General features: G+C 61.8%; 21 protein-coding genes. 18 read left to right on the plus strand and 3 right to left on the minus strand.

Annotated features, from left to right (window positions below; all coding sequences use genetic code 11):
• Positions 1 to 155 precede the first annotated feature (155 nt).
• Positions 156 to 1,376 (minus strand): CaiB/BaiF CoA-transferase family protein, encoded by a 1,221-nt coding sequence (locus J4D52_RS06585; protein ID WP_102676280.1) that lies wholly within the window; start codon positions 1,374 to 1,376, stop codon positions 156 to 158.
• A 14-nt stretch (positions 1,377 to 1,390) separates the two neighbouring features.
• The gene (locus J4D52_RS06590; RefSeq protein ID WP_025806792.1) at positions 1,391 to 2,572 is read right to left on the minus strand and encodes an acyl-CoA dehydrogenase; all 1,182 of its coding nucleotides are present in this window, start codon (positions 2,570 to 2,572) and stop codon (positions 1,391 to 1,393) included.
• Positions 2,573 to 2,729: 157 nt separating this feature from the next.
• Here J4D52_RS06590 and J4D52_RS06595 point away from each other — a divergent pair, with 157 nt between their 5' ends.
• The 11 genes from J4D52_RS06595 to J4D52_RS06645 all read left to right on the plus strand — a co-directional run bounded on the left by J4D52_RS06595 (position 2,730) and on the right by J4D52_RS06645 (position 12,874).
• The gene (locus J4D52_RS06595; protein WP_063433632.1) at positions 2,730 to 3,629 is read left to right on the plus strand and encodes a LysR family transcriptional regulator; all 900 of its coding nucleotides are present in this window, start codon (positions 2,730 to 2,732) and stop codon (positions 3,627 to 3,629) included.
• Between the two features lie 451 nt (positions 3,630 to 4,080).
• Positions 4,081 to 5,202: a Re/Si-specific NAD(P)(+) transhydrogenase subunit alpha gene (locus J4D52_RS06600; RefSeq protein ID WP_016703895.1), complete on the plus strand. Its 1,122-nt coding sequence runs from the start codon at positions 4,081 to 4,083 to the stop codon at positions 5,200 to 5,202.
• A gap of 15 nt (positions 5,203 to 5,217) precedes the next feature.
• Positions 5,218 to 5,541 (plus strand): NAD(P) transhydrogenase subunit alpha, encoded by a 324-nt coding sequence (locus J4D52_RS06605; RefSeq protein WP_003187010.1) that lies wholly within the window; start codon positions 5,218 to 5,220, stop codon positions 5,539 to 5,541.
• Complete coding sequence (locus J4D52_RS06610; protein ID WP_016703896.1) at positions 5,541 to 6,977, plus strand: NAD(P)(+) transhydrogenase (Re/Si-specific) subunit beta; 1,437 nt, start codon at positions 5,541 to 5,543, stop codon at positions 6,975 to 6,977. Before J4D52_RS06605 ends, J4D52_RS06610 begins: the two co-directional genes overlap by 1 nt.
• Before the next feature lie 180 nt (positions 6,978 to 7,157).
• On the plus strand, positions 7,158 to 8,651 hold the full coding sequence (locus J4D52_RS06615; RefSeq protein ID WP_102676281.1) for an acetyl-CoA hydrolase/transferase family protein: 1,494 nt from the start codon (positions 7,158 to 7,160) through the stop codon (positions 8,649 to 8,651).
• 319 nt (positions 8,652 to 8,970) lie between these two features.
• Complete coding sequence (locus tag J4D52_RS06620; protein WP_009041553.1) at positions 8,971 to 9,186, plus strand: DUF1127 domain-containing protein; 216 nt, start codon at positions 8,971 to 8,973, stop codon at positions 9,184 to 9,186.
• Positions 9,187 to 9,463: 277 nt separating this feature from the next.
• On the plus strand, positions 9,464 to 9,673 hold the full coding sequence (locus tag J4D52_RS06625) for a DUF1127 domain-containing protein (RefSeq protein ID WP_169915331.1): 210 nt from the start codon (positions 9,464 to 9,466) through the stop codon (positions 9,671 to 9,673).
• Positions 9,674 to 9,837: 164 nt separating this feature from the next.
• Positions 9,838 to 10,155 (plus strand): DUF2388 domain-containing protein, encoded by a 318-nt coding sequence (locus tag J4D52_RS06630; RefSeq protein WP_009046302.1) that lies wholly within the window; start codon positions 9,838 to 9,840, stop codon positions 10,153 to 10,155.
• 107 nt (positions 10,156 to 10,262) lie between these two features.
• Positions 10,263 to 10,568: a DUF2388 domain-containing protein gene (locus J4D52_RS06635; protein ID WP_025806794.1), complete on the plus strand. Its 306-nt coding sequence runs from the start codon at positions 10,263 to 10,265 to the stop codon at positions 10,566 to 10,568.
• Between the two features lie 27 nt (positions 10,569 to 10,595).
• Complete coding sequence (locus J4D52_RS06640) at positions 10,596 to 10,916, plus strand: DUF2388 domain-containing protein (RefSeq protein WP_009046300.1); 321 nt, start codon at positions 10,596 to 10,598, stop codon at positions 10,914 to 10,916.
• Positions 10,913 to 12,874: a DUF4105 domain-containing protein gene (locus J4D52_RS06645; protein WP_025806795.1), complete on the plus strand. Its 1,962-nt coding sequence runs from the start codon at positions 10,913 to 10,915 to the stop codon at positions 12,872 to 12,874. The genes J4D52_RS06640 and J4D52_RS06645 overlap by 4 nt, the downstream gene beginning before the upstream one ends.
• Positions 12,875 to 12,942: 68 nt before the next feature.
• Here the strand turns inward: J4D52_RS06645 and J4D52_RS06650 are convergent, their stop codons facing one another.
• On the minus strand, positions 12,943 to 13,344 hold the full coding sequence (locus J4D52_RS06650; protein WP_025806796.1) for a GFA family protein: 402 nt from the start codon (positions 13,342 to 13,344) through the stop codon (positions 12,943 to 12,945).
• A gap of 352 nt (positions 13,345 to 13,696) precedes the next feature.
• Here J4D52_RS06650 and J4D52_RS06655 point away from each other — a divergent pair, with 352 nt between their 5' ends.
• From J4D52_RS06655 to J4D52_RS06685, 7 genes are all read left to right on the plus strand, one after another.
• Positions 13,697 to 15,004, plus strand: a complete 1,308-nt coding sequence (locus tag J4D52_RS06655) for a CitMHS family transporter (protein ID WP_007924260.1) — start codon at positions 13,697 to 13,699, stop codon at positions 15,002 to 15,004.
• Between the two features lie 87 nt (positions 15,005 to 15,091).
• Positions 15,092 to 15,859, plus strand: a complete 768-nt coding sequence (locus J4D52_RS06660) for a TerC family protein (protein ID WP_025806798.1) — start codon at positions 15,092 to 15,094, stop codon at positions 15,857 to 15,859.
• Between the two features lie 215 nt (positions 15,860 to 16,074).
• The gene (locus J4D52_RS06665) at positions 16,075 to 17,733 is read left to right on the plus strand and encodes a Na/Pi cotransporter family protein (RefSeq protein WP_102676282.1); all 1,659 of its coding nucleotides are present in this window, start codon (positions 16,075 to 16,077) and stop codon (positions 17,731 to 17,733) included.
• Between the two features lie 56 nt (positions 17,734 to 17,789).
• Positions 17,790 to 19,175 carry a pitrilysin family protein gene (locus tag J4D52_RS06670; protein WP_102676283.1) on the plus strand — a complete coding sequence of 462 codons (1,386 nt, stop codon included), beginning with the start codon at positions 17,790 to 17,792 and terminating at the stop codon, positions 19,173 to 19,175.
• Positions 19,176 to 19,237: 62 nt separating this feature from the next.
• Positions 19,238 to 20,269: a DUF5924 family protein gene (locus tag J4D52_RS06675; RefSeq protein WP_025806801.1), complete on the plus strand. Its 1,032-nt coding sequence runs from the start codon at positions 19,238 to 19,240 to the stop codon at positions 20,267 to 20,269.
• 69 nt (positions 20,270 to 20,338) lie between these two features.
• Positions 20,339 to 21,487, plus strand: a complete 1,149-nt coding sequence (locus J4D52_RS06680; RefSeq protein WP_063433622.1) for an ABC transporter permease — start codon at positions 20,339 to 20,341, stop codon at positions 21,485 to 21,487.
• The gene (locus tag J4D52_RS06685) at positions 21,484 to 22,287 is read left to right on the plus strand and encodes an ABC transporter ATP-binding protein (protein ID WP_007924271.1); all 804 of its coding nucleotides are present in this window, start codon (positions 21,484 to 21,486) and stop codon (positions 22,285 to 22,287) included. The genes J4D52_RS06680 and J4D52_RS06685 overlap by 4 nt, the downstream gene beginning before the upstream one ends.
• The last annotated feature ends 1 nt before the right edge of the window (position 22,288 follow it).

Genomic DNA, 22,288 nt, shown 5'->3' on the forward strand with positions numbered 1-22,288 from the left:
CTGCGCCGGAAGTGGGGCGAATTATAGACCTGTAGAATCTGCCGTCAACCCCTAATTTGCTTTTACTATGAATAAACCTGAAAACACCCCAAAAGGGGTGTTTTCAGACCCCATATATAGAAGGGGTCAGTTGCTCTCTATATAGAAGAGCGCACTCACAGCACGCCTGAGGCTCGCAAGGCATCCACGGACTCAAGCTCAAGCCCCAGCACCCGCTGCAGAACCTGGGCGGTATGCTCTCCTAATAGAGGAGGAGCATGACGGTACTCGACCGGCGTTTCGGAGAGACGGATCGGGCTCGCCACCTGAGGCACCAGCCCGGCCAACGCATGGGGCAGCTCGATCGCCAACCCGCGCGCCTTGACCTGCGGATCCTCGAACATCTGCGCCAGGTCGTTGATAGGGCCGCAAGGCACCCCTGCCTGCTCCAACTGGGTGACCCACTCAGCGGTGGTCTTGAACACAGTGGCCTGACGAATCAGTGGGATCAGCAGCGCCCGATTGGCAACCCGCAACTTATTAGTCGCAAAGCGCGGATCGTCCGCCCACTGCGGCTGGCCCGCCACCTCGGCAAACTTGCGGAACTGCCCATCATTCCCCACGGTAAGGATGAAATCGCCATCCGCCGTAGGAAAGTCCTGATAAGGCACGATATTCGGGTGGGCATTACCCAGGCGCTTGGGAGCGACTCCAGTGGTCAGGTAATTCATCGCCTGGTTGGCCAGACACGCAACCTGCACATCCAGCAGCGCCATATCGATGTGCTGCCCACCACCGCTGTGCTGCCGATGCGCCAGCGCGGCAAGAATCGCCACAGTCGAATACAGCCCCGTCAGGATATCCGTCAACGCCACCCCGACCTTCACCGGCCCGGCGCCTTCGTCGCCCTCAGGACGCCCGGTCAGGCTCATCAGCCCGCCCAGTCCCTGGATCATGAAGTCGTAGCCGGCACGCTTGGCATAAGGCCCGGTCTGGCCGAAGCCGGTAATGGAGCAATAGATCAGGTCAGGGTTGAGCGCCTTCAGCGACTGGTAGTCCAACCCATAGGCCGCCAAACCGCCAACCTTGAAGTTCTCGATCAGAATGTCGGACTTGGCCGCCAGTTCGCGCACCAGGCGCTGACCTTCCGGTCGAGTGAAGTCGATGGTCACCGATTGCTTGTTGCGGTTGGCCGACAGGTAATAGGCAGCCTCCGTCGTATTCTCGCCATAAGCGTCCTTGAGGAAAGGCGGCCCCCAGGCGCGAGTATCGTCACCATTGCCCGGACGCTCGACCTTGATCACCTCGGCCCCCAGGTCCGCCAGGATCTGACCGGCCCAAGGCCCGGCCAGCACTCGCGACAAGTCCAGCACCCGCAAATGAGATAACGCGCCCATGGTCGTTCTCCTATTTAGTAGAACGCCTGGATGCCGGTCTGCGCGCGCCCCAGGATCAGCGCATGGACGTCATGGGTCCCTTCGTAGGTATTCACCACTTCCAGGTTGACCAGGTGACGGGCGATACCGAACTCGTCGGAGATGCCGTTACCACCCAGCATGTCGCGAGCCATGCGAGCGATGTCCAGCGACTTGCCGCAAGAGTTGCGCTTCATGATCGAGGTAATTTCAACCGCCGCCGTGCCTTCATCCTTCATCCGGCCCAGACGCAGGCAGCCTTGGAGGGCGAGGGTGATCTCGGTCTGCATGTCTGCCAGTTTTTTCTGGATCAGTTGGGTAGCCGCTAGCGGGCGACCGAATTGCTGACGATCCAGGGTGTATTGGCGAGCGGTGTGCCAGCAGAATTCGGCCGCACCCAGAGCGCCCCAGGAAATGCCGTAGCGGGCAGAGTTCAGGCAGGTGAACGGACCTTTCAGGCCACGCACGTCCGGGAAGATGTTCTCTTCCGGCACAAAGACGTTGTCCATGACGATTTCGCCGGTGATGGAAGCGCGCAGGCCGACCTTACCGTGAATCGCCGGAGCACTCAGACCTTTCCAGCCTTTCTCCAGTACGAAGCCGCGGATATCGCCGGCATCGTCCTTGGCCCACACCACGAATACGTCAGCGATCGGGCTATTGGTAATCCACATCTTGCTGCCAGTCAGGCTGTAACCGCCATCCACCTTACGAGCACGGGTAATCATCGCGCCCGGGTCGGAGCCATGGTTGGGCTCGGTCAGGCCGAAGCAGCCGATCCACTCGCCGGAAGCCAGCTTCGGCAGATACTTCTGCTTCTGGGCTTCGGTGCCAAATTCGTTGATTGGCACCATCACCAGGGAGGACTGCACGCTCATCATCGAGCGGTAGCCGGAGTCCACACGCTCCACTTCACGGGCAATCAGGCCATAGCAGACATAGTTCAGACCGCTGCCGCCATACTGCTCGGGGATGGTGGCACCCAGCAGGCCGACTTCGCCCATTTCGCGGAAGATCGCCGGGTCGGTCTTTTCATGACGGAAAGCTTCGAGCACACGCGGCGCCAGCTTGCCTTGAGCGAACTGCTCGGCACTGTCGCGCACCATGCGCTCTTCTTCAGTGAGCTGTTGATCCAGCAGAAGGGGATCGATCCAGTTGAAGCTTGCTTTACCGCCCATGAGTGAGTCCTCGTGAAGTAGGTCAACGTTCGTGGGTTGATCCTAGGCCGGCTTTGCGGGCGCGGCAAACGAGGATTTCGCATACTGTTGTGCTAATTTCTCACTCCGTAACAGCCGTAAGCGGCTTTTAACGATTCCATTAGTGAGATTGCCGTACATGCGCAGAAAGATCCCCAGCACTGCCGCCCTGATCAGCTTCGAAGCTGCGGCACGTCACGAGAGCTTTACCAAGGCGGCGCAGGAGCTTTCGCTGACGCAAGGTGCTATTTGCCGACAAATCGCCAGCCTGGAAGAGTTTCTCGGGGTCGAACTGTTCCGCCGCTCCCGACGCGGTGTCAAGCTGACCGAAGCCGGGCTCTCCTACAGCCGCCGCGTGGCCACCCAACTGGACGCGGTGGAACGCGACACGCTTTCTGTCATGGGCCAGCAGGGCGCCAATGTCATCGAGCTGGCGGTGGTCCCGACCTTTGGCACCCAATGGCTGTTGCCCCGACTCAAGGATTTTCAGCAGCGACACCCGGAAGTCACGGTCAACCTGACCAACCGCACCCAGCCTTTCCTGTTCGCCGATACCGACTTCGACGCCGCGATTTACTTTGGTGACGCCGACTGGTCGGGCACCCAGTCCCATCGCCTGATGGGAGAAAACCCGATGCCGGTGTGCAGCCCCGCAACCCTGGGCAACCACACCCGGCTAAGCGCCGAAGAAATCGCCGAGCTGCCGCTGCTACAGCAGACCACGCGCCCCTATGCCTGGCGGCAATGGTTCAACTCACAGCACCTGAATATCCCGCGAGACATGACAGGCCCGCGTTACGAACTATTCTCCATGCTGGCGCAGGCCGCCATGCACGACATGGGTATCGCTCTGATCCCGCCATTCCTTATTCAACGGGAGCTGAGGGAAAAGCGTCTGGTGATCGCCAACCCCGAAGCACTGGCGAGTATCAAGGCGTATTACCTGATGATTCCCGAGCGCAAGGTGGAATCAGCGTCTTTACGGGCTTTTCGCGATTGGCTGGTGGAGCAGGCACAGAGCTACAGCCTTGAGAAATAGCAGGGCAGGGCGACAAGCTGACCTCGTAGTCAGAAAAAACAAAACACTACAGATATAACTAAATGTCGCATTCAGACAGACTGTATCGATAAGCGGAACAACCGTCCTATAAGCGCCTAACCACGCGGCTTGTAGGGCTTTTTTAGGGCCATAAACGTTCATTCACATGAGCAATGTGAAAAATGTTTTATTTTTCGTCGAAATCCTTACAAGGCACGGCTTACAAGGGATTGAGCCCTACCCTTGCGACATTCGGTCACGGGGTGACTTGTAGTTAATTTTCCGTCACCCCTCATAATCCCTTGAAGGGCGTAATGTTCGCCTGCAAAATGCCGCGCCCCGCCTTGATTCTGGCGGGATCGTGCTGATCGGCCGCCCCAGCTGCACCATCCGTAGTGCGCTGGCCTTCTAAAAAAGATCGAAAGCAATAAGATCACGCAGGAGATTTGACGTGCACATTGGTGTTCCTCTCGAGACCCAAACGGGTGAAACACGGGTTGCTGCAACCCCGGAAACCATCAAGAAACTGATCGGCCAGGGTCATAAAGTCACTGTGCAGAGCGGCGCCGGCATCAACGCCAGTGTTGTCGACAGTGCCTATGAAGCGGCAGGTGCAACCATTGGCAGCGCCAACGATGCATTCGGCGCGGAGCTGATTCTCAAGGTCGTGGCTCCCAGCGACAGTGAGCTGGCCCTGATCAAAAGCGGCACCGTTCTGGTGGGCATGCTCAATCCGTTCAGCAATGAAACCATTGCCAAGATGGCCGAATGCGGCATCACCGCCTTTGCCCTGGAAGCAGCGCCACGTACCTCGCGGGCTCAGAGCCTGGATGTGCTGTCTTCGCAAGCCAACATCGCCGGTTACAAGGCGGTGCTGCTGGCTGCCCACTATTACCCGCGCTTCATGCCGATGCTGATGACTGCCGCGGGCACCGTGAAAGCCGCTCGCGTGCTGATTCTCGGTGCCGGGGTTGCCGGTTTGCAGGCCATCGCTACCGCCAAGCGCCTGGGCGCCGTGATCGAGGCCTCGGACGTGCGTCCGGCGGTCAAGGAACAGATCGAATCCCTGGGGGCCAAGTTCGTCGACGTGCCTTACGAGACCGATGAAGAGCGCGAATGCGCCGTCGGTGTCGGTGGTTACGCGCGCCCGATGCCTGCCAGCTGGATGCAGCGCCAGGCCCAGGCCGTGCACGAACGCGCCAAGCAGGCCGACATCGTGATTACCACCGCCCTGATTCCAGGCCGCAAGGCGCCAGTACTGCTGAGCGCCGAAACCGTGGCCCAGATGAAGCCAGGCTCGGTGGTCGTCGACCTTGCTGCGGCCCAGGGCGGCAACTGCCCGCTGACCGTGGCGGACCAGGTGGTCGTCGAGAATGGCGTGACCATTGTCGGCCCGACCAACCTGGCCGGTGCTGTCGCTGCCGACGCCTCGGCGCTGTACGCCCGCAACCTGCTGGACTTCCTGAAGCTCGTCTTCACCAAAGAAGGTCAGTTCGAGGTCAACCTAGAAGACGACATCGTCGCCGCGTGCCTGATGTGCCGCGACGGCCAAGTCATCCGTAAAAACGCCTAAGCAGGGATTCAGACGATGGAAGAGCTTATCTCCCCCGGTATCTACAACCTGATCATCTTCGTGCTGGCGATTTATGTCGGTTATCACGTGGTCTGGAACGTTACACCCGCACTGCACACACCGCTGATGGCGGTAACCAACGCCATTTCAGCGATCGTGATCGTCGGCGCCATGCTGGCCGCCGCCCTGACCGTGACGCCGCTGGGCAAGACCATGGGCACGCTGGCCGTGGCCCTGGCCGCGGTCAACGTGTTCGGCGGCTTCCTGGTAACCCGCCGCATGCTTGAGATGTTCAAGAAAAAAGCCCCGAAAGCCGTAAAAGAAGAGGCGCCCAAGTAATGAGCATGAATCTGGTAACGACGCTCTACCTGATCGCGTCGATCTGCTTTATCCAGGCCCTCAAAGGCCTGTCGCACCCGACCTCCTCGCGTCGCGGCAACCTGTTCGGCATGCTCGGCATGGCTCTGGCAATCGTCACCACCGTCGGCCTGGTGTTCAAGCTCGGCGCGGAACTGGCGACCGTTGGCATTGGCTACGTGATCGTCGGCCTGCTGATCGGCGGCACCGCCGGTTCGATCATGGCCAAGCGCGTGGAAATGACCAAGATGCCGGAGCTGGTGGCATTCATGCACAGCATGATCGGTCTGGCGGCGGTGTTCATCGCCATCGCCGCCGTGGTCGAGCCACAGTCCCTGGGCATCGTCAAACAGCTGGGCGATTCGATTCCGGCCGGTAACCGCCTGGAGCTGTTCCTCGGCGCGGCCATCGGTGCCATCACCTTCTCCGGTTCGGTGATCGCCTTCGGCAAGCTGTCGGGCAAGTACAAGTTCCGCCTGTTCCAGGGCGCACCGGTACAGTTCGGCGGCCAACACAAGCTGAACCTGATTCTCGGCCTGGCGACCCTGGGCCTGGGCGTGACCTTCATGTTCACCGGCAACCTCAGCGCCTTCGCCCTGATGCTGGTCCTGGCCTTCGTGCTGGGCGTGCTGATCATCATCCCGATCGGCGGCGCCGACATGCCGGTGGTGGTGTCGATGCTCAACAGCTACTCGGGCTGGGCAGCGGCGGGGATCGGCTTCTCGCTGAACAACTCGATGCTGATTATCGCCGGCTCCCTGGTGGGTTCGTCCGGTGCGATCCTGTCGTACATCATGTGCAAGGCGATGAACCGTTCGTTCTTCAACGTACTGCTTGGCGGCTTCGGCAACACCGCCGACGCTGGCGGCCCGGCGGGCGCGCAAGAGGCCCGTCCGGTGAAGTCCGGCTCGGCCGACGACGCGACCTTCCTGCTGACCAACGCCGACACCGTGATCATCGTTCCGGGTTACGGCCTGGCGGTCGCGCGGGCACAGCACGCACTGAAGGAGTTGACCGAGAAACTGGTACACCGTGGCGTGACCGTGAAGTACGCGATCCACCCGGTAGCGGGGCGCATGCCCGGCCACATGAACGTACTGCTGGCCGAAGCCGAAGTGCCGTACGACCAGGTGTTCGAGATGGAAGACATTAACTCCGAGTTCGGCCAGGCCGACGTGGTGCTGGTGCTCGGCGCCAACGACGTGGTCAACCCGGCGGCGAAGAACGATCCGAAATCGCCGATCGCCGGCATGCCGATTCTCGAGGCGTTCAAAGCCAAGACCGTCATCGTCAACAAGCGTTCGATGGCCAGCGGCTATGCCGGCCTGGACAACGAACTGTTCTACCTGGACAAGACCATGATGGTGTTCGGCGACGCCAAGAAAGTCATCGAAGACATGGTCAAAGCCGTCGAGTAAAACCTGCTCCAGCGCAACACCCAAGACCTCAGCCTTTAGTAGGCTGGGGTTTTTTATTTCCCGCACAAACCCGACAAAAGGCTCTAAATCGCGGCCTTTCATTCGACCTTGGTAGCGGGACGAATTTTTTTGAAATCACTAGACTGCGCATCTTGCTTCCGCTGCCCGAGATAACAATCCATGTACCGTGATCGTATCCGCTTGCCTTCGTTGTTGGATAAGGTGATGAGCGCCGCTGACGCTGCCGCTCTGATTCAGGACGGCATGACCGTCGGCATGAGCGGTTTCACCCGCGCCGGCGAAGCCAAGGCCGTGCCCCATGCGTTGGCCGAGCGCGCCAAGGTAACCCCACTGAAAATCAGCCTGATGACCGGCGCCAGCCTGGGCAACGACCTCGACAAGCAACTCACCGAGGCCGGTGTCCTGGCCCGACGCATGCCGTTCCAGGTCGACAGCACCCTGCGCAAGGCGATCAATGCCGGCGAGGTGATGTTCATTGACCAGCACCTGTCGGAAACCGTGGAGCAACTGCGCAACCAGCAGCTCAAGCTGCCGGACATCGCCGTCATCGAAGCCGTGGCGATCACCGAGCAGGGCCATATCGTGCCGACCACCTCGGTGGGCAACTCCGCCAGTTTCGCGATCTTCGCCAAGCACGTGATCGTCGAGATCAACCTGGCGCACAACCCGAACCTGGAAGGCCTGCACGACATCTATATCCCGACCTACCGGCCGACCCGCACGCCTATCCCGCTGGTGAAGGTCGACGACCGTATCGGCAGCACCGCCATCCCGATCCCGGCGGAGAAGATCGTCGCCATCGTCATCACCAACCAGGCGGACTCGCCATCCACCGTTTCGACGCCAGACAGCGAGACCCAGGGGATCGCCAACCACCTGATCAACTTCTTCAAGCAGGAAGTGGACGCTGGACGCATGAGCAACAAGCTCGGCCCGCTGCAGGCGGGTATCGGCAATATCGCCAACGCGGTGATGTGCGGCCTGATCGAGTCGCCGTTCGAAGACCTGACCATGTACTCCGAAGTGCTGCAGGACTCGACTTTCGACCTGATTGACGCCAGCAAGCTGAGCTTCGCCTCGGGCAGTTCGATCACCCTGTCGAGCCGGCGCAATGCCGATGTGTTCGGCAACCTGGAGCGTTACAAGGACAAGCTGGTGCTGCGCCCGCAGGAGATCTCCAACCATCCGGAAGTGGTGCGTCGCCTGGGCATCATCGGCATCAACACCGCCCTGGAGTTCGACATCTATGGCAACGTCAACTCCACCCACGTCTGCGGCACGCGGATGATGAACGGCATCGGTGGTTCGGGGGACTTCGCGCGCAACGCGCACCTGGCGATCTTCGTCACCAAGTCCATCGCCAAGGGCGGGGCAATTTCCAGCGTGGTGCCGATGGTCAGTCACGTCGACCACACCGAACACGACGTCGACATCCTGGTGACCGAAGTCGGCCTGGCCGACCTGCGCGGCCTGGCGCCACGGGAGCGGGCACGGGTGATCATCGACAACTGTGTACACCCGGACTATCGCCAGCCCCTGAATGACTACTTCACCGCAGCCTGCGCCTTGGGCGGCCACACGCCGCACATCCTGCGCGATGCCCTGCGCTGGCACATGAACCTGGAAGAAACCGGGCGCATGCTCGCCGTGTGATGGGTACAGTCGATGGCTGACGCAAGCACAGTTGCGTCAGCCCATCGACACCCTTCAAGAAACCTTAAAAAACTGTACTACTGTACCGGTCTTTTACCCTCTCCAATCCCCGCCTTTTTCGAGAAAACACCTTGAAACGCACCTAAATGGTGCTGACAGGTACAGTTGCATCATTTCCGAACAGTACAGCACCTATAAACAGTTAACTGGTCCCTCACAATACAGATGAACTGTATCTACAGAGACTGGCGCGAGAGGAGGATCATGGGCACCAGTTAAACCACTACCTAATCCCGCCACAAGCGGAAGGATGCACACCATGGAACGTACACTCAGTTCCGAACTGTTCTTTGAAGACAAAGCTGCAAAAACCCAGGCCTCCATGCCTCTGCGCGTTCTCGCCAACCTGATGCTGTGGCAGCGCCGCATCTCCAGCCGCCACCAACTGGCTCGCCTGGATTCGCGTCTGCTGGCTGACGCAGGTATCAGCGAAGCTCAACGTTACGAAGAGCTGAGCAAGCCGTTCTGGCGCTAAGTTAGCGTCGCTGGCCTTGACCCACCGGGTCCACCGCCAGCACCCCGAATTGAAAAAACAAAACCCGTCGCGGGCAACCGCGACGGGTTTTGTCGTTTAAGGCCTAGCAATGCTGGAAGCAGCCGGTACAGAAGGGGTAAGACCAGACAGGTACAGTTCAAAAATAAATAGATCTGGACCAGTACAATTTCACACTGGTGTATCTGTATACGTGCCTGCGGGAATAGCAACATGGTGTCCCAAGTCCCTGACTTCGGCCTGCCGAAAGGACCGCACCATGAACCACATACCAGGACGTATCGCACCTCTCAGCTTTTCCCATCCTCAGATAAGCGTGTGGAAACGCTTGTTCCGCGCCTTGTGCCAGATGCAGCAGAACGCCCGAACACGTCGTGTGCTGGCAGGGCTCAACGATCAGCAATTATCCGATGTAGGTATCAGCCACAGTGATCGCATGGCCGAACTGGATAAGCCCTTCTGGCGCTAGTTCGCACCAGGACAGCAGAAGAGGGCTATTCGAACAGATGGGGTGGGCCTAATATCCCGTAGTGGATAGCGATTTTCCTGAAGGGGCGTCTGATTCATCTGCCCCGCAGTGGCTACCCGGTGCCCACTCAGCACCACCCTATCTGTTATCAAGGAGTTTTACCTATGTCCCGTCTTCGCCTGCTCAGCGCTGCTGCCTTGCTGGCCTTGGCCTCCAACGCCCACGCCTCCAGCTTTATCGTCACCACCGACGCGGTAGTCGGCGCACTCAAGGCCACTTCCGATGCGACTTCCGATGTCACCTCCTCGTTCCGTGACGACAAAATCGTGCGCGCCGCTCGTGACGACGCCGCCAGTTTTGTCGCCACCGAAGGCGCCATTCGCGGTGTGAAACTGGAAAGCGCGTTTGACCACATCCGCCAACAGTTGCCACAACTGAGCGCCACCGACGCCCAGCTCGCTCAGGCCATCCTGACGATCTGACCGCCGGTCCGGTGACGGGTGCGCCCAACGCACCCGAAACCCTGGGCGCTGGCTCTCGCCCGGGCATTGCGCTAGCCTTGTCGCTGGTTTTTCAGCTGTCGAGACTCATGCGTTTTTCCACCTTGCTTACCGTCCCTTCCTTGATTGCCCTGTGCTGGACTGGCTCGGCCGCCGCTTTCGACCTGAGCACACAAGGCCTGGTCATCACTGGCTACGCCACCAGCAAGGTGACCTCCGCACCGTTCGACAACAAACGCGTACTGGCTGCCCAAGATGATGCCGCGGCGTTCGTTGCCACTGACGGCCACCTGCGCGGAGCCCGGCTGGAATCAGCCCTGAAATACCTGCGTAAAACCCAGCCACAACTTCATGCCGGCGACCTTGAACTGGCGCAGGCAATTCTCGTCCAATAAATATCCCTGTCATCCCGGAGTCGTTCCATGCGTAGCCCGCTGATTGCTGCCACCCTTGGCCTGTTGCTGTTGGCTGATGTGGCCCAGGCGCAAACCCTGGTAGCCACCAGTAACATCATCGTTCGAGCCTTTGGTCGTACCATCGATTTCACCTCGGACACCACCACCTCCATCCGCGACTCGAAAATCGTGCGAGCCGCTCATGACGACGCCGCCAGCTTCGTCGCCAGCGACGGCGATATTCGTGGCGCCCAGCTGGAAGCCGCCTTCGATACCTTGCGTAACCGCGTGCCGGAAGCCCGCGACGCCAGTGATCAGGTTCTCGCCGAAGCCATCCTCGCACTGTGAGGCCGCTCGCTGCCTGGCTGCTGGGTGCAGCGCTGTTACTCTTGGGCAACAGCGCTCAGGCCGACCTGCAACTGCGGCTCAAGACCGAAGGCTTGAGCCCGGAGCAGCAGCACGCCAGCCAGGCGCTGCTGGATGAAGCGATGCAAGCGCTGCCGCCGCGCTTCATCGAGCAACTGGACCGTCGCATCGATGTCGGCTGGACCGACGACATGCCTCATAACGCCTATGGCCAGGCATCGCTGGTCGACGAACTCGACCTGAATCGCAAACTGCTGGCCGGCCTCACCGACGGCAGCGCGGCCACCCAGAAAACCCATCGCCCCCATGGCACCGTGCGCCGGGAAATGCTCGCCACCGTGCTGCATGAACTCACCCATATTTATGACCGTTCGCGCCTGTGGTCGGGCGCCGAACGCACGCTGATCCAGCGTTGCAGCCGCCAGAACAGCGCCTCGGGCCTGATCGGGTTGCCAGACCAGTGCCGCGGCCAGACCGCGCGCCGCTTCACCCTCAGCGACGACCCGCGCCTGCTCGACCTCGCCGGCTGGCCGCAATACGTCGGCCGCCGGGGCGAGCGCGAGCAGTACAACCGCCAGGTCGCCCGCAGCCCGGATATCTACGAAACGACCAACCCGAAAGAGTTTGTCGCGGTGAACATGGAGTACTTCCTCCTGGACCCGAGCTACGCCTGCCGCCGGCCGGCGCTGTACCGTTATTACCAGGAACACTTCGGCTGGGCGCCGAAGGCCAAGGACACCTGCACCCAGTCCTTCGCCTTTCTCAACGCCGGCAACGACTTCGCCAAACAGCCGCTGGGCAAGGTCGACCCGGAGCGGGTCTATGCCGTGGATTACCTGTTGGCCGAGGCCAACCAGAACTGGGTCAGCCGCTGGGGGCACAGCATGTTGCGCCTGGTGATCTGCGCGCCCGGCCGGCCGCGTGGGCCGGATTGCCGGCTGGACCTCGAGCAGCACCTGGTGCTGTCCTATCGCGCCTTTGTCGGTGACGTGCAACTGTCGAGCTGGGATGGCCTGGTCGGCAAATACCCGTCCCGCCTGTTTATCCTGCCGTTGGCCCAGGTCATCGATGAATACACCAAGACCGAGCTGCGCAGCCTGGCCTCGGTGCCGCTGAACCTGTCACGCAACGAGATCGAAGAGGTGGTCGAGCGTGCCGCCGAGATGCACTGGAGCTACGACGGCAACTATTACTTCCTGTCCAATAACTGCGCAGTGGAAAGCCTGAAGCTGCTGCGCAGCGGCAGCAACAATGCCCAGCTCACCGGGCTCGACAGCATCATGCCCAACGGCCTGCTGGAAGTGCTCAAGGGCCGCGGCCTGGCCGACACCAGCGTACTGGACGATCCTCGCGAAGCCTTGCGCCTGGGGTATCGCTTCGACTCCTTCCGCGACCGTTACCAGGCGATGTTCGAGGTGTTGAAAAAGCACCTGCCGATCAAACAGAACAGCGTCGAAGACTGGCTGTCCCTGAGCGCCGCGGAGCGCCGCCAGTGGTTCGGCCAGGCAGACCTGCGCACCAGCGCTGCCTTGTTGCTGCTCGAACAGGCGAGCTTCCGGCGCCAGCTGTTGCTGGCCCAGGACGAGGTCAAACAGCGTTACCTGGGGGCCCGCGACCTGCAGAACGGCGGCATGGACAAGGCCAACAAGACTCTGCAGGAAATCCTCGCCAACAGCGGCTTCCTCAGCCGCCCGGCCGAATTGCTGGGTAGCAGCGGCTACGGCCTGCCGCAGCCGAGCGAATGGCAACGCCTGGAATCGGAAAGCAGCCTGCGCCAGAAACAGTTGCAGGCCCTGACCGGCGATCTGGACAAGGAAGTACGGGCCTTGCTGGAACCGAACCGCGCCGCCGAAATCGCCGCCAACGAAGCCAACCTGAAACAGCTGGGCGAACATTTGCGGGCCTTGCACAGGGCCGCGGGCGGGCTCGAGCTGCCCTGACGCCAACAGCTTCGCGGGCAAGCCTCGCTCCTACAAGGACGCATTGCCCGCAAAGCGATCCCACAACCTTACAACGTCTCCTCGGCCTCTCCCGGCAACTGCTCATCCAGGTGCAGCCAGGGCAAACGGCTGTCGGTCCAGATATGCCGCTCGGCCGCTGCCAGCTCCGGATGATCCAGGGTGGCGATGGTCACATCGATGCTGTCCGGGCTCAGTTGGGTGACCAACGCTAGATGGGCACCGCAGTTCGGGCAGAAGTACCGCGCGCAGCCGGGCGAGGAGTGGTAACACCCCGGCGTCCCGGCCAGCCACTGAAAGGCCGGGCGGGGCAGGGTGATCCAGGTGGTCACCAGGCCGCCGCTGACCCGCCGGCAGATCGAACAATGGCAATGGGCGATATCGCGCAGTGGCCCACTGAACTGATAACGCAGCTGGCCGCAGTGGCAACCGCCGGTATGCAACAGGCTCATACAAGGACCTCCCATCGAATGGCCGGGCCAGCGGAAAACTCCGCCGGCAGGTCAATCTGGTTGTTTTTTAACCGCACGTCGGCTCGCGACACATCCGATCATTGCTTTCTACAACGAAAGGTAGCTGAAAGCTTCCGCGATTAGGATCGCCTCCACTGCCGGCAACAGACCGGTTGGCCAATGGGTGTTTTTTCACGCCTCCAGGCCCAATTAACAACAACAATGGTGATTCTGATGTCCGTTCGTACCCGCCTTTTCGCCCCGCTTCCTCCAGCCCGTCCCGCGCTTCCCGTTCTGCGCTGACCCCATCCGGTTCGCCATTCCCTAGCCGCGCTACGCCTGGAGTATTCCCATGCTGACTTTCCTTGGCTTCGCCATGGTCATCACCTTCATGTTCCTGATCATGACCAAGCGCCTGTCCGCGCTGATCGCTCTGATCATCGTTCCTATCCTGTTCGCGCTGTTCGGCGGCTTCGCCCCGAAGATCGGCCCGATGATGCTCGAAGGCATCACCAAGCTGGCGCCGACCGGCGTGATGCTGATGTTCGCCATCCTGTATTTCGCCCTGATGATCGACTCCGGCCTGTTCGACCCGGCCGTGCGCAAGATCCTCAAGCTGGTCAAGGGTGACCCGCTCAAGGTCTCGGTCGGTACCGCCGTGCTCGCGCTGGTGGTGTCCCTGGACGGTGACGGCGCCACCACCTACATGATCTGCGTGGCAGCCATGCTGCCGCTGTACAGCCGCATCGGCATGAGCCCGCGGATCATGGCCGGCCTGATCATCCTGGCCGGCGGCGTGATGAACATGACCCCCTGGGGTGGCCCGACCGCCCGTGCCGCCAGTGCGCTGCATGTCGACCCGTCGGACATCTTCGTGCCAATGATCCCGGCGATGCTGGCCGGCGTGGTGGCGATCCTGGCGATCGCCTACATGTACGGCAAGCGCGAACGTGCGCGCCTGGGTGAACTGCACCTGCAGGGCGACGAGATCGACCACAGCGAAATCAGCGTCTCGCAGTTCCCGGATGCCCGCCGTCCGAAGCTGATCTGGTTCAACGGTGCCCTGACCTTCGCCCTGATGTGCGCACTGATCGCCGGCCTGTTGCCGCTGCCGGTGCTGTTCATGGTGGCCTTCAGTATCGCGATGATCGTCAACTACCCGTGCCTGCAACAGCAGAAGGACCGCGTCGCGGCCCACGCTGGCAGCGTACTGGCAGTGGTCGGGCTGATCTTCGCCGCCGGTATCTTCACCGGCATCCTGTCCGGTACCGGCATGGTCGACGCCATGTCGAAGAGCCTGCTGGCAGTGATTCCGGATGCACTGGGCCCGTACCTGGCGGTGATCACCGCGCTGGTGAGCATGCCGTTCACCTTCTTCATGTCCAACGATGCCTTCTATTACGGCGTGCTGCCCGTTCTCGCCGAGGCTGCCAGTCACTACGGCATCACCGCGGTGGAAATGGCACGTGCCTCGATCGTCGGCCAACCCGTCCACTTGCTCAGCCCGCTGGTACCATCCACCTACCTGCTGGTAGCCCTGGCCGGTATCGAGTTCGGCGATCACCAGCGCTTCACCCTCAAGTGGGCAGTACTGGTTTGCCTGTGCATAATGTTCGCCGCCTTGCTGATGGGGATTTTTCCGCTGTTCAGCACTCTATAAAAAGCAATGACTCACCGCGTCGGCCGCTAGACTTCGCTCTCTGAAATCTCGACTGGCGCGGTACAACACTCGCTCAAAGGAATACACATGGAATGGCTGACCAACCCGGAAATCTGGGTTGCCTTCTTTACCCTGACCGCCCTGGAAATCGTCCTGGGTATCGACAACATCATCATGATCTCGATCCTGGTCAGCCGCATGCCCAAACACATGCAGGCACGGACCCGGATTTTCGGTCTGGCGCTGGCCATGATCACGCGGATCCTCCTGCTGCTGTCGATCACCTGGGTCATGCGCCTGACCGCCGACCTGTTCGTGGTCTTCGACCAGGGTATTTCCGGGCGTGACCTGATCCTGTTCTTCGGTGGCCTGTTCCTGCTCTGGAAAAGCTCCCAGGAGATGTACCACGCCCTGGAAGGCGAGGACGAAACCGCCGATGAGCCAAGCGGCAAGGGCGGCAACTTCCTCTACACCATCATCCAGATCGCGATCATCGACATCGTGTTCTCCCTGGACTCGGTGATCACCGCGGTCGGCATGGTCTCCCATGTGCCGGTCATGGTCGCTGCGATCATCGTCGCGGTACTGGTGATGATGCTGGCCTCGGGCACCATCAGCGAGTTCATCGACAAGCACCCGTCGCTGAAGATGCTGGCGCTGTCGTTCCTGCTGGTGGTCGGTACCGTACTGATCGCCGAGGCGTTCGAAGTGCACGTACCAAAAGGCTACGTCTACTTCGCCATGGCCTTCTCGCTGGCGGTGGAGGCGATCAACATCAAGATGCGCACCGCCATCGCGAAAAAGAAAAAGCAGCAGGACCCGGTGAAACTGCGCAAGGACATCCCGGGTCAATAACCCGAGAGCGCAACACAAAAAGGGGCTTTCGAGCCCCTTTTTCACGCCCGCGAAAAGCCGCTTTCTTTATGACAGTTTTGTTTCAATCGCCGCATCAGCTATGCGATGCTGGCGCACAGACCGTTAGCCAACTACAGCTTAAGTACAGAACGTAGAACGACGCGCGGCACCGTTAACTTGCCCCTCTGGGGCGCTATTCACCACAGGGGGCCGTTATGCTCACCCTGCTCAATTTGCTGTCCGCCGTGGCCTTGCTGATCTGGGGCACGCATATCGTCCGCACCGGCATCCTGCGGGTCTATGGCTCGAACCTGCGTCACCTCATCAGCCAGAACATGGCCAAGCGTCCGCTGGCCTTCGTCGCCGGGATCCTCGTCACCGCCATGGTCCAGAGCAGCAACGCCACGGCGATGCTGGTGACCTCGTTCGTCGGCCAGGGGCTGATGGCGCTGACACCCGCCCTGGCGACCATGCTCGGCGCCGACGTCGGTACCGCGCTGATGGCCCGGGTGCTGACCTTCGACCTGTCCTGGCTGTCGCCGCTGCTGATCTTTCTCGGGGTGATCTTCTTCCTGTCGCGCAAACAGACCCGCGCCGGCCAGCTCGGGCGGGTAGGGATCGGCCTGGGGCTGATCATCCTGGCGCTGCAACTGATCGTCGAAGCCGCCGCGCCCATCACCCATGCCCAGGGCGTGAAAGTCCTGTTCGCCTCGCTGACCGGCGACATCCTGCTCGACGCCCTGATGGGCGCGCTGTTCGCCATGATTTCCTACTCCAGCCTGGCGGCCGTGCTGCTCACCGCGACCCTGGCCGGGGCCGGTGTGATCAGCCTGCCAGTGGCCATCGGCCTGGTGATCGGCGCCAACATCGGCAGCGGGGTGCTGGCCTTTCTCAGCACCAACATGCAGAACGCCGCCGGCCGCCAGGTGGCGCTGGGCAGCCTGCTGTACAAGCTGATCGGCCTGCTGCTGATCATTCCGGTGCTCGACCCGCTCGCCCACTGGATGGACAGTCTGGACTTCAGCCCGCAAGAGGTGGTGATCGGTTTCCACCTGCTCTACAACACCCTGCGTTGCCTGGTGCTGCTGCCGACGGTCGAACCGATGGCGAAGGTCTGTGCCTGGCTGCTGCCGGAGCGCCCGGAAACCAACGGCCGGGCCAAGCCTCGCCACCTCGACCCGACCGCCCTGACCACCCCCAGCCTGGCCCTGGCCAACGCGGCGCGGGAAACCCTGCGCATCGGCGACCTGATCGATAACATGCTCGAGGCCATGCGCGATGTGCTGCACGGCAAGCAGACCGCGATCACCCAGGAAATGCGCAACCTCAGCGACGACGTCGAAGTGCTCTACAACGCAATCAAACTCTACCTGGCGCAGATGCCCCGGGAAGACCTCGGCGAACAGGACAGCCGGCGCTGGGCCGAGATCATCGAACTGGCGATCAACCTGAAACTGGCCAGCGACCTGATCGAACGCATGCTGCGCAAGGTCCAGCAGCAGAAGACCGCGCAACGCCGCTCCTTTTCCGAAGTCGGCCTGGAAGAACTGGCCGGCCTGCATGAACAGCTGATCGCCAACCTGCGCCTCGGACTTTCGGTGTTTCTCAGCGCCGATCCTGAAAGCGCCCGGCAGTTGCTGCGGGAAAAACGCCGCTTTCGCGCTCAGGAACGTCGCCTGGCCCATGCCCATGTCAGCCGTTTGCAACGTAAAATCGTCCAGAGCATCGAGACCAGTTCGCTGCACCTGGAGCTGATCGCCGATATGAAACGCTTGAATTCGCTGTTCTGCGGCAGCGCCTACGTGGTGCTGGGAACGTCCGAAACCGGCGCGCTCGCCGTGGACGATATGGCTGACATCACCCATTCACCCTGAACGTCCAGAGTTACTCGAAGTCTGTTGAACTTACGCCCGTCGTAAGGAAGCCTGTTATGCGTTGCCTGTTATTCGCCTGCCTGCTGCTCGGATCAGCCCATTCGTTTGCCCTGGATCGCTTCCAGGTCGAGGGCTACATGCTGCCCAACGGCCTGCAGCTGCTGCTCAAGCCGGGCAACGAGCGCGGCCACGTAGCGATTCGCCTGGTGGTCGGGGTAGGGCTGGACGACTTCGGCTGCGCCGACAAGGAGCTGCCGCACCTGCTCGAACACCTGCTGTTCAGCGGCATCGACGCCAGCGGCGAAGGCGGGCTGGAGGAACGCATGCAAGCCCTGGGCGGCGAGTGGAACGCCTACACCAGCAACGCCGACACCACCTTCGTCATCGAGGCCCCGGCGCAAAACCAGCGCAAGGTGCTGGACCTGCTGCTGGCCCTGCTGACCCGCACCGAACTCGACGACAACGCCCTGCAAACGGCGAAACGGGTGGTCGAGCGCGAGGACGGCGGGCACTACTCGCACCTGCAGCGCTGGCTGGACCGCCAGGACCTGGGCCACACCGCCAGCAATCAGCTGGCGGTGGAGCTGGGCCTGAAGTGCGCCGAACGGGCCGAAGTCGACCAACTGACCCTGGAACAGCTGGAGCAACTGCGCAAGGACTGGTACGCGCCGAACAACATGACCCTGATCGTCGTCGGTGACCTTGACCGCCTGTTGCCGGCCTACCTGGAGCGCAGCTACGGTGCGCTGGAGCCGGTGGAACCCAGCGAGCACCAAGGCCTGCCGAATATCCAACAAACAGCCGCCGCCGAGCGCAGCCTGATCCACGGCTGGGTCGGCGACAGCGCCAAACTGCACTGGCTGTTCCCCGAGCCGACCCTCGACCGGCAGCACGATGAAACCTTCGATCTGCTCAAGGATTACCTGGACTGGGCGCTGTACCAGAAGCTGCGCCTGCAGCACGAGCTGTCCTACGGACCGAACAGCGAACGCGAGGTGTTCGGCGGCGTCGGCTTTCTCAGCCTGAATGCCGACCTGGAACGCGCGGACCTGCCCCAGGCCCGACAGGCGATCGATGAGCTCAAGACACAACTGCTCAAGGACGGCCTGGAGCCCGCTACCTTCGCCCGTCTGCAACAGGCCGCCATTGCCCGCCAGGCCTGGGCGGTGCAGGGCAACAGCGCCCTGGCGGACTATTACTGGGGCGCCTTGAGCGACTACGCGGACGGGCGTTTCAGCGACCCGGCCAAGCGCCTGAAAGCCGTCAGCCTGAAGCAGGCCAACCTGGCCATGCGCAAGCTGCTGGAGCAGCCCGGTTATCTGCGGATCGAAAAACCGCTGCTGAGCTACGCGTCCTTGAGCGGGTTGCTCCTCGGCGCCCTGCTATTGATTGTTTTGGCGCTGTTCGGCTGGCGCGCTTATCGCCAACGAATCCGTGGCTGATGCGTCTTTTGTCACGCTAAACCGTTATTCTGTCGGGGATTTTTTTCTAGTGTGATCGCCGAATGCCAAACCTGACTCATTACATGCAGCGCATCCTGGAACTGATGAAGCGCTACCCAGGGGTCATTGCGCTCGGCGGTTTCATTTCCGGTGTCGGCAGTTTCATCCTGGTGGACCGCCAACAGGGCCTGGCCACCTGGATCGCCGTGATCATGCTGGTGAGCTGGATCTGGCTGATGCTGGAAAACAGCCTGACCCAGCTGTTCACCAAGATCTTCAAGCGGGAAATTCCCCAGCCGCTGCTGCGTTACGCAACGCAGATGATTCACCAGGAAAGCCTGTTTTTCGTCCTGCCGTTCTTCTTCATCACCACCGCCTGGAACAGCGGGCAGCTGGTATTCACCGGCCTGCTGGGCGCCTCGGCGCTGGTCTCGATCATCGACCCGCTGTACTACAAATGGCTGGCCCCACGGCGCTGGCTGTTCCTCGCCCTGCACACCCTGACGCTGTTCGCCGCGTTGCTGACCGCGCTACCGATCATCCTGCACCTGACCACCGCGCAGAGCTTCAAGCTGGCCCTGGGCATCGCCATGCTGCTGTCGTTCCCCAGCCTCGCGTCGATCTTCCCGATCCGCAACCTGCGCGGCGCACTGATGCTGCTGGGCATGACCCTGGCCATCGGCGGCACTGGCTGGCTGCTGCGCTCCTGGGTTCCGCCGGCGACCTTGTGGATCGCCGAGGAAGCCATCAGCACCCAGTTGCAGGACCGCACCCCCGGCGCCAGCCTCAAGGTGGTCAGCGCCAACGATGTGCGCAGCACCGGGCTGTATGCCTACACCGCGATCAATGCGCCGCGCGGGCTGGACGAGCGCATTTATCACGTCTGGCAATTCAACGGCAAAGAGGTCGACCGGGTGGCCCTGGACATCCACGGCGGGCGCAAGGAGGGCTACCGCGCCTGGTCGCACAAGCAGAACTTCCCCGGCGATCCGACCGGCAGCTGGCAGGTCCGGGTGCTGACCGAAGACGGGCAGGTGATCGGCGTGCTGCGCTTCAAGATCACCGGCACCAACGGACAAAACACAGCACCTTAGTACAAGGCAAAGTCGTCTCGATCGTGGTATTACGTAGCACTGCGTAAAAACCATACAAGCACGGAGCTTATGACTCAGAGCACGACGGCCGGCAGTGCCCAATTGGATACGTCGAGTTCCCCCTCGCGGTTGCGAGTCACGGGGGACTGGACGCTCGTCCATTACACCGAGCTCAAGCACCTCTGCGAAAAGCTCACCGGGCAGTACGACAGCAGCACCCACATCGACCTCAATGGCCTCGGCGCCCTGGATACCGCGGGCGCCTCGCTGTTGGTCGAGCTGCTGGGCTCCGAGCGTCTCGGCAAGTCCACCGAACACCCCGACTGCACCCTGTCTTCGGCCGACCGCGCGCTGCTGCAGACCGTCTACTGCTCGCTGAGCGACTTCTGCGTGCCGCTCAAGGAGCCGGAAATATCGGTCGGCATCCTGTTGCTGACACGGATCGGCAAGGCGGTTGATGCCATCTGGCAAGACAGCCTGAAGCTGCTGGGTTTCGTCGGCCTGATCCTGGAAACCCTGGTCCGTGGCCTGCTGCGTCCCAAGCGCTGGCGCATCACGCCGATGGTCGCGCATATCGAGCAGACCGGCCTCGACGCCGCGCCCATCGTCGCCTTGCTGACCTTTCTGGTGGGCGCCGTGGTGGCCTTCCTCGGCGCCACGGTGCTGCAGAGTTTCGGCGCCAGCATCTTTACCGTGGACCTGGTGGCGTTCTCCTTCCTGCGAGAGTTCGGCGTGCTGCTCACGGCGATCCTCATGGCCGGGCGGACCGCGAGCGCCTTCACCGCACAGATCGGCTCGATGAAGGCCAACGAAGAGATCGACGCCATCCGCACCCTGGGCCTGGACCCGATGGAGCTGCTGGTGCTGCCCCGGGTCCTGGCGCTGCTGGTGGCGCTGCCCATGCTGACCTTCCTGGCGATGCTCTCGGGGATAGTCGGTGGCGGGGTGGTCTGCGCGCTGTCGCTGGATATCTCGCCGGCGATGTTCCTCGCCTTGCTGCAATCGGACATTGGCGTGCAGCACTTCCTGGTGGGCATGGTCAAAGCACCGATCTTCGCCTTCCTGATCGCCGCCATCGGCTGCCTGGAAGGCTTCAAGGTCAGCGGCAGCGCCGAGTCCGTGGGCGCCCACACCACGTCCAGCGTGGTGCAATCGATCTTCGTGGTGATCGTCCTCGATGCCGTCGCCGCGCTGTTCTTCATGGAGATGGGCTGGTGAACCGTTCAACCCGTCCGCCCGCCGAGGCGGTGATCGAAGTCCGCGGCCTGTGCAATCGTTTCGGCCCGCAGAGCGTGCACGAAAACCTCGACCTGGACCTGTACAAGGGCGAGATCCTCGCCGTGGTCGGCGGTTCGGGCAGCGGCAAGTCGGTGCTGCTGCGCAGCATCATCGGCCTGCGCCAGCCCAGCGAAGGTTCGGTGCGGGTGTTCGGGCAGAACCTGCCGAGCCTGGCGGAACATGAACGCTCGCTGATCGAACGGCGCTTCGGCGTACTGTTCCAGAAGGGCGCGCTGTTCTCGTCGCTGACCGTGACCGAAAACGTCGCCTTGCCGCTGATCGAGCATGCCGGCCTGAGCCGCGCCGACGCCGAGCACCTGGCGGCGGTGAAGCTGGCGCTGGCCGGGTTGCCGCTGTCGGCGGCCGACAAATACCCGGCCTCGCTGTCCGGCGGCATGATCAAGCGCGCCGCCCTGGCCCGGGCGCTGGCCCTGGACCCGGACATCCTGTTCCTCGACGAACCCACCGCCGGCCTCGACCCGATCGGCGCCGCGGCGTTCGACCAATTGATCCTGACCCTGCGTGACGCCCTGGGCCTGAGCGTGTTCCTGGTCACCCACGACCTGGATACGCTGTACACCATCACCGACCGGGTGGCGGTGCTGGCGCAGAAAAAGGTGCTGGTGGCGGATGCCATCGACCAGGTTGCCGAGACCGACGACGCCTGGATTCACGAGTACTTCCATGGCCCTCGCGGCCGCGCGGCATATCAGGCCGCTACACAGCTCAACGAGGTATGAC

Origin of the sequence: Pseudomonas sp. GW460-12-10-14-TSB1 (genome assembly GCF_017349775.1) — a bacterium.
GTDB lineage: Bacteria > Pseudomonadota > Gammaproteobacteria > Pseudomonadales > Pseudomonadaceae > Aquipseudomonas > Aquipseudomonas piscium.

Bases quoted from the DNA above. Each gene is read 5' to 3' on its own strand.
- J4D52_RS06585 (WP_102676280.1), bottom strand. From the start codon at position 1,376: ATGGGCGCGTTATCTCATTTGCGGGTGCTGGACTTGTCGCGAGTGCTG.
- J4D52_RS06590 (WP_025806792.1), bottom strand. From the start codon at position 2,572: ATGGGCGGTAAAGCAAGCTTCAACTGGATCGATCCCCTTCTGCTGGAT.
- J4D52_RS06595 (WP_063433632.1), top strand. From the start codon at position 2,730: ATGCGCAGAAAGATCCCCAGCACTGCCGCCCTGATCAGCTTCGAAGCT.
- J4D52_RS06605 (WP_003187010.1), top strand. From the start codon at position 5,218: ATGGAAGAGCTTATCTCCCCCGGTATCTACAACCTGATCATCTTCGTG.
- J4D52_RS06610 (WP_016703896.1), top strand. From the start codon at position 5,541: ATGAGCATGAATCTGGTAACGACGCTCTACCTGATCGCGTCGATCTGC.
- J4D52_RS06615 (WP_102676281.1), top strand. From the start codon at position 7,158: ATGTACCGTGATCGTATCCGCTTGCCTTCGTTGTTGGATAAGGTGATG.
- J4D52_RS06620 (WP_009041553.1), top strand. From the start codon at position 8,971: ATGGAACGTACACTCAGTTCCGAACTGTTCTTTGAAGACAAAGCTGCA.
- J4D52_RS06625 (WP_169915331.1), top strand. From the start codon at position 9,464: ATGAACCACATACCAGGACGTATCGCACCTCTCAGCTTTTCCCATCCT.
- J4D52_RS06630 (WP_009046302.1), top strand. From the start codon at position 9,838: ATGTCCCGTCTTCGCCTGCTCAGCGCTGCTGCCTTGCTGGCCTTGGCC.
- J4D52_RS06635 (WP_025806794.1), top strand. From the start codon at position 10,263: ATGCGTTTTTCCACCTTGCTTACCGTCCCTTCCTTGATTGCCCTGTGC.
- J4D52_RS06640 (WP_009046300.1), top strand. From the start codon at position 10,596: ATGCGTAGCCCGCTGATTGCTGCCACCCTTGGCCTGTTGCTGTTGGCT.
- J4D52_RS06650 (WP_025806796.1), bottom strand. From the start codon at position 13,344: ATGAGCCTGTTGCATACCGGCGGTTGCCACTGCGGCCAGCTGCGTTAT.
- J4D52_RS06655 (WP_007924260.1), top strand. From the start codon at position 13,697: ATGCTGACTTTCCTTGGCTTCGCCATGGTCATCACCTTCATGTTCCTG.
- J4D52_RS06660 (WP_025806798.1), top strand. From the start codon at position 15,092: ATGGAATGGCTGACCAACCCGGAAATCTGGGTTGCCTTCTTTACCCTG.
- J4D52_RS06665 (WP_102676282.1), top strand. From the start codon at position 16,075: ATGCTCACCCTGCTCAATTTGCTGTCCGCCGTGGCCTTGCTGATCTGG.
- J4D52_RS06670 (WP_102676283.1), top strand. From the start codon at position 17,790: ATGCGTTGCCTGTTATTCGCCTGCCTGCTGCTCGGATCAGCCCATTCG.
- J4D52_RS06675 (WP_025806801.1), top strand. From the start codon at position 19,238: ATGCCAAACCTGACTCATTACATGCAGCGCATCCTGGAACTGATGAAG.
- J4D52_RS06680 (WP_063433622.1), top strand. From the start codon at position 20,339: ATGACTCAGAGCACGACGGCCGGCAGTGCCCAATTGGATACGTCGAGT.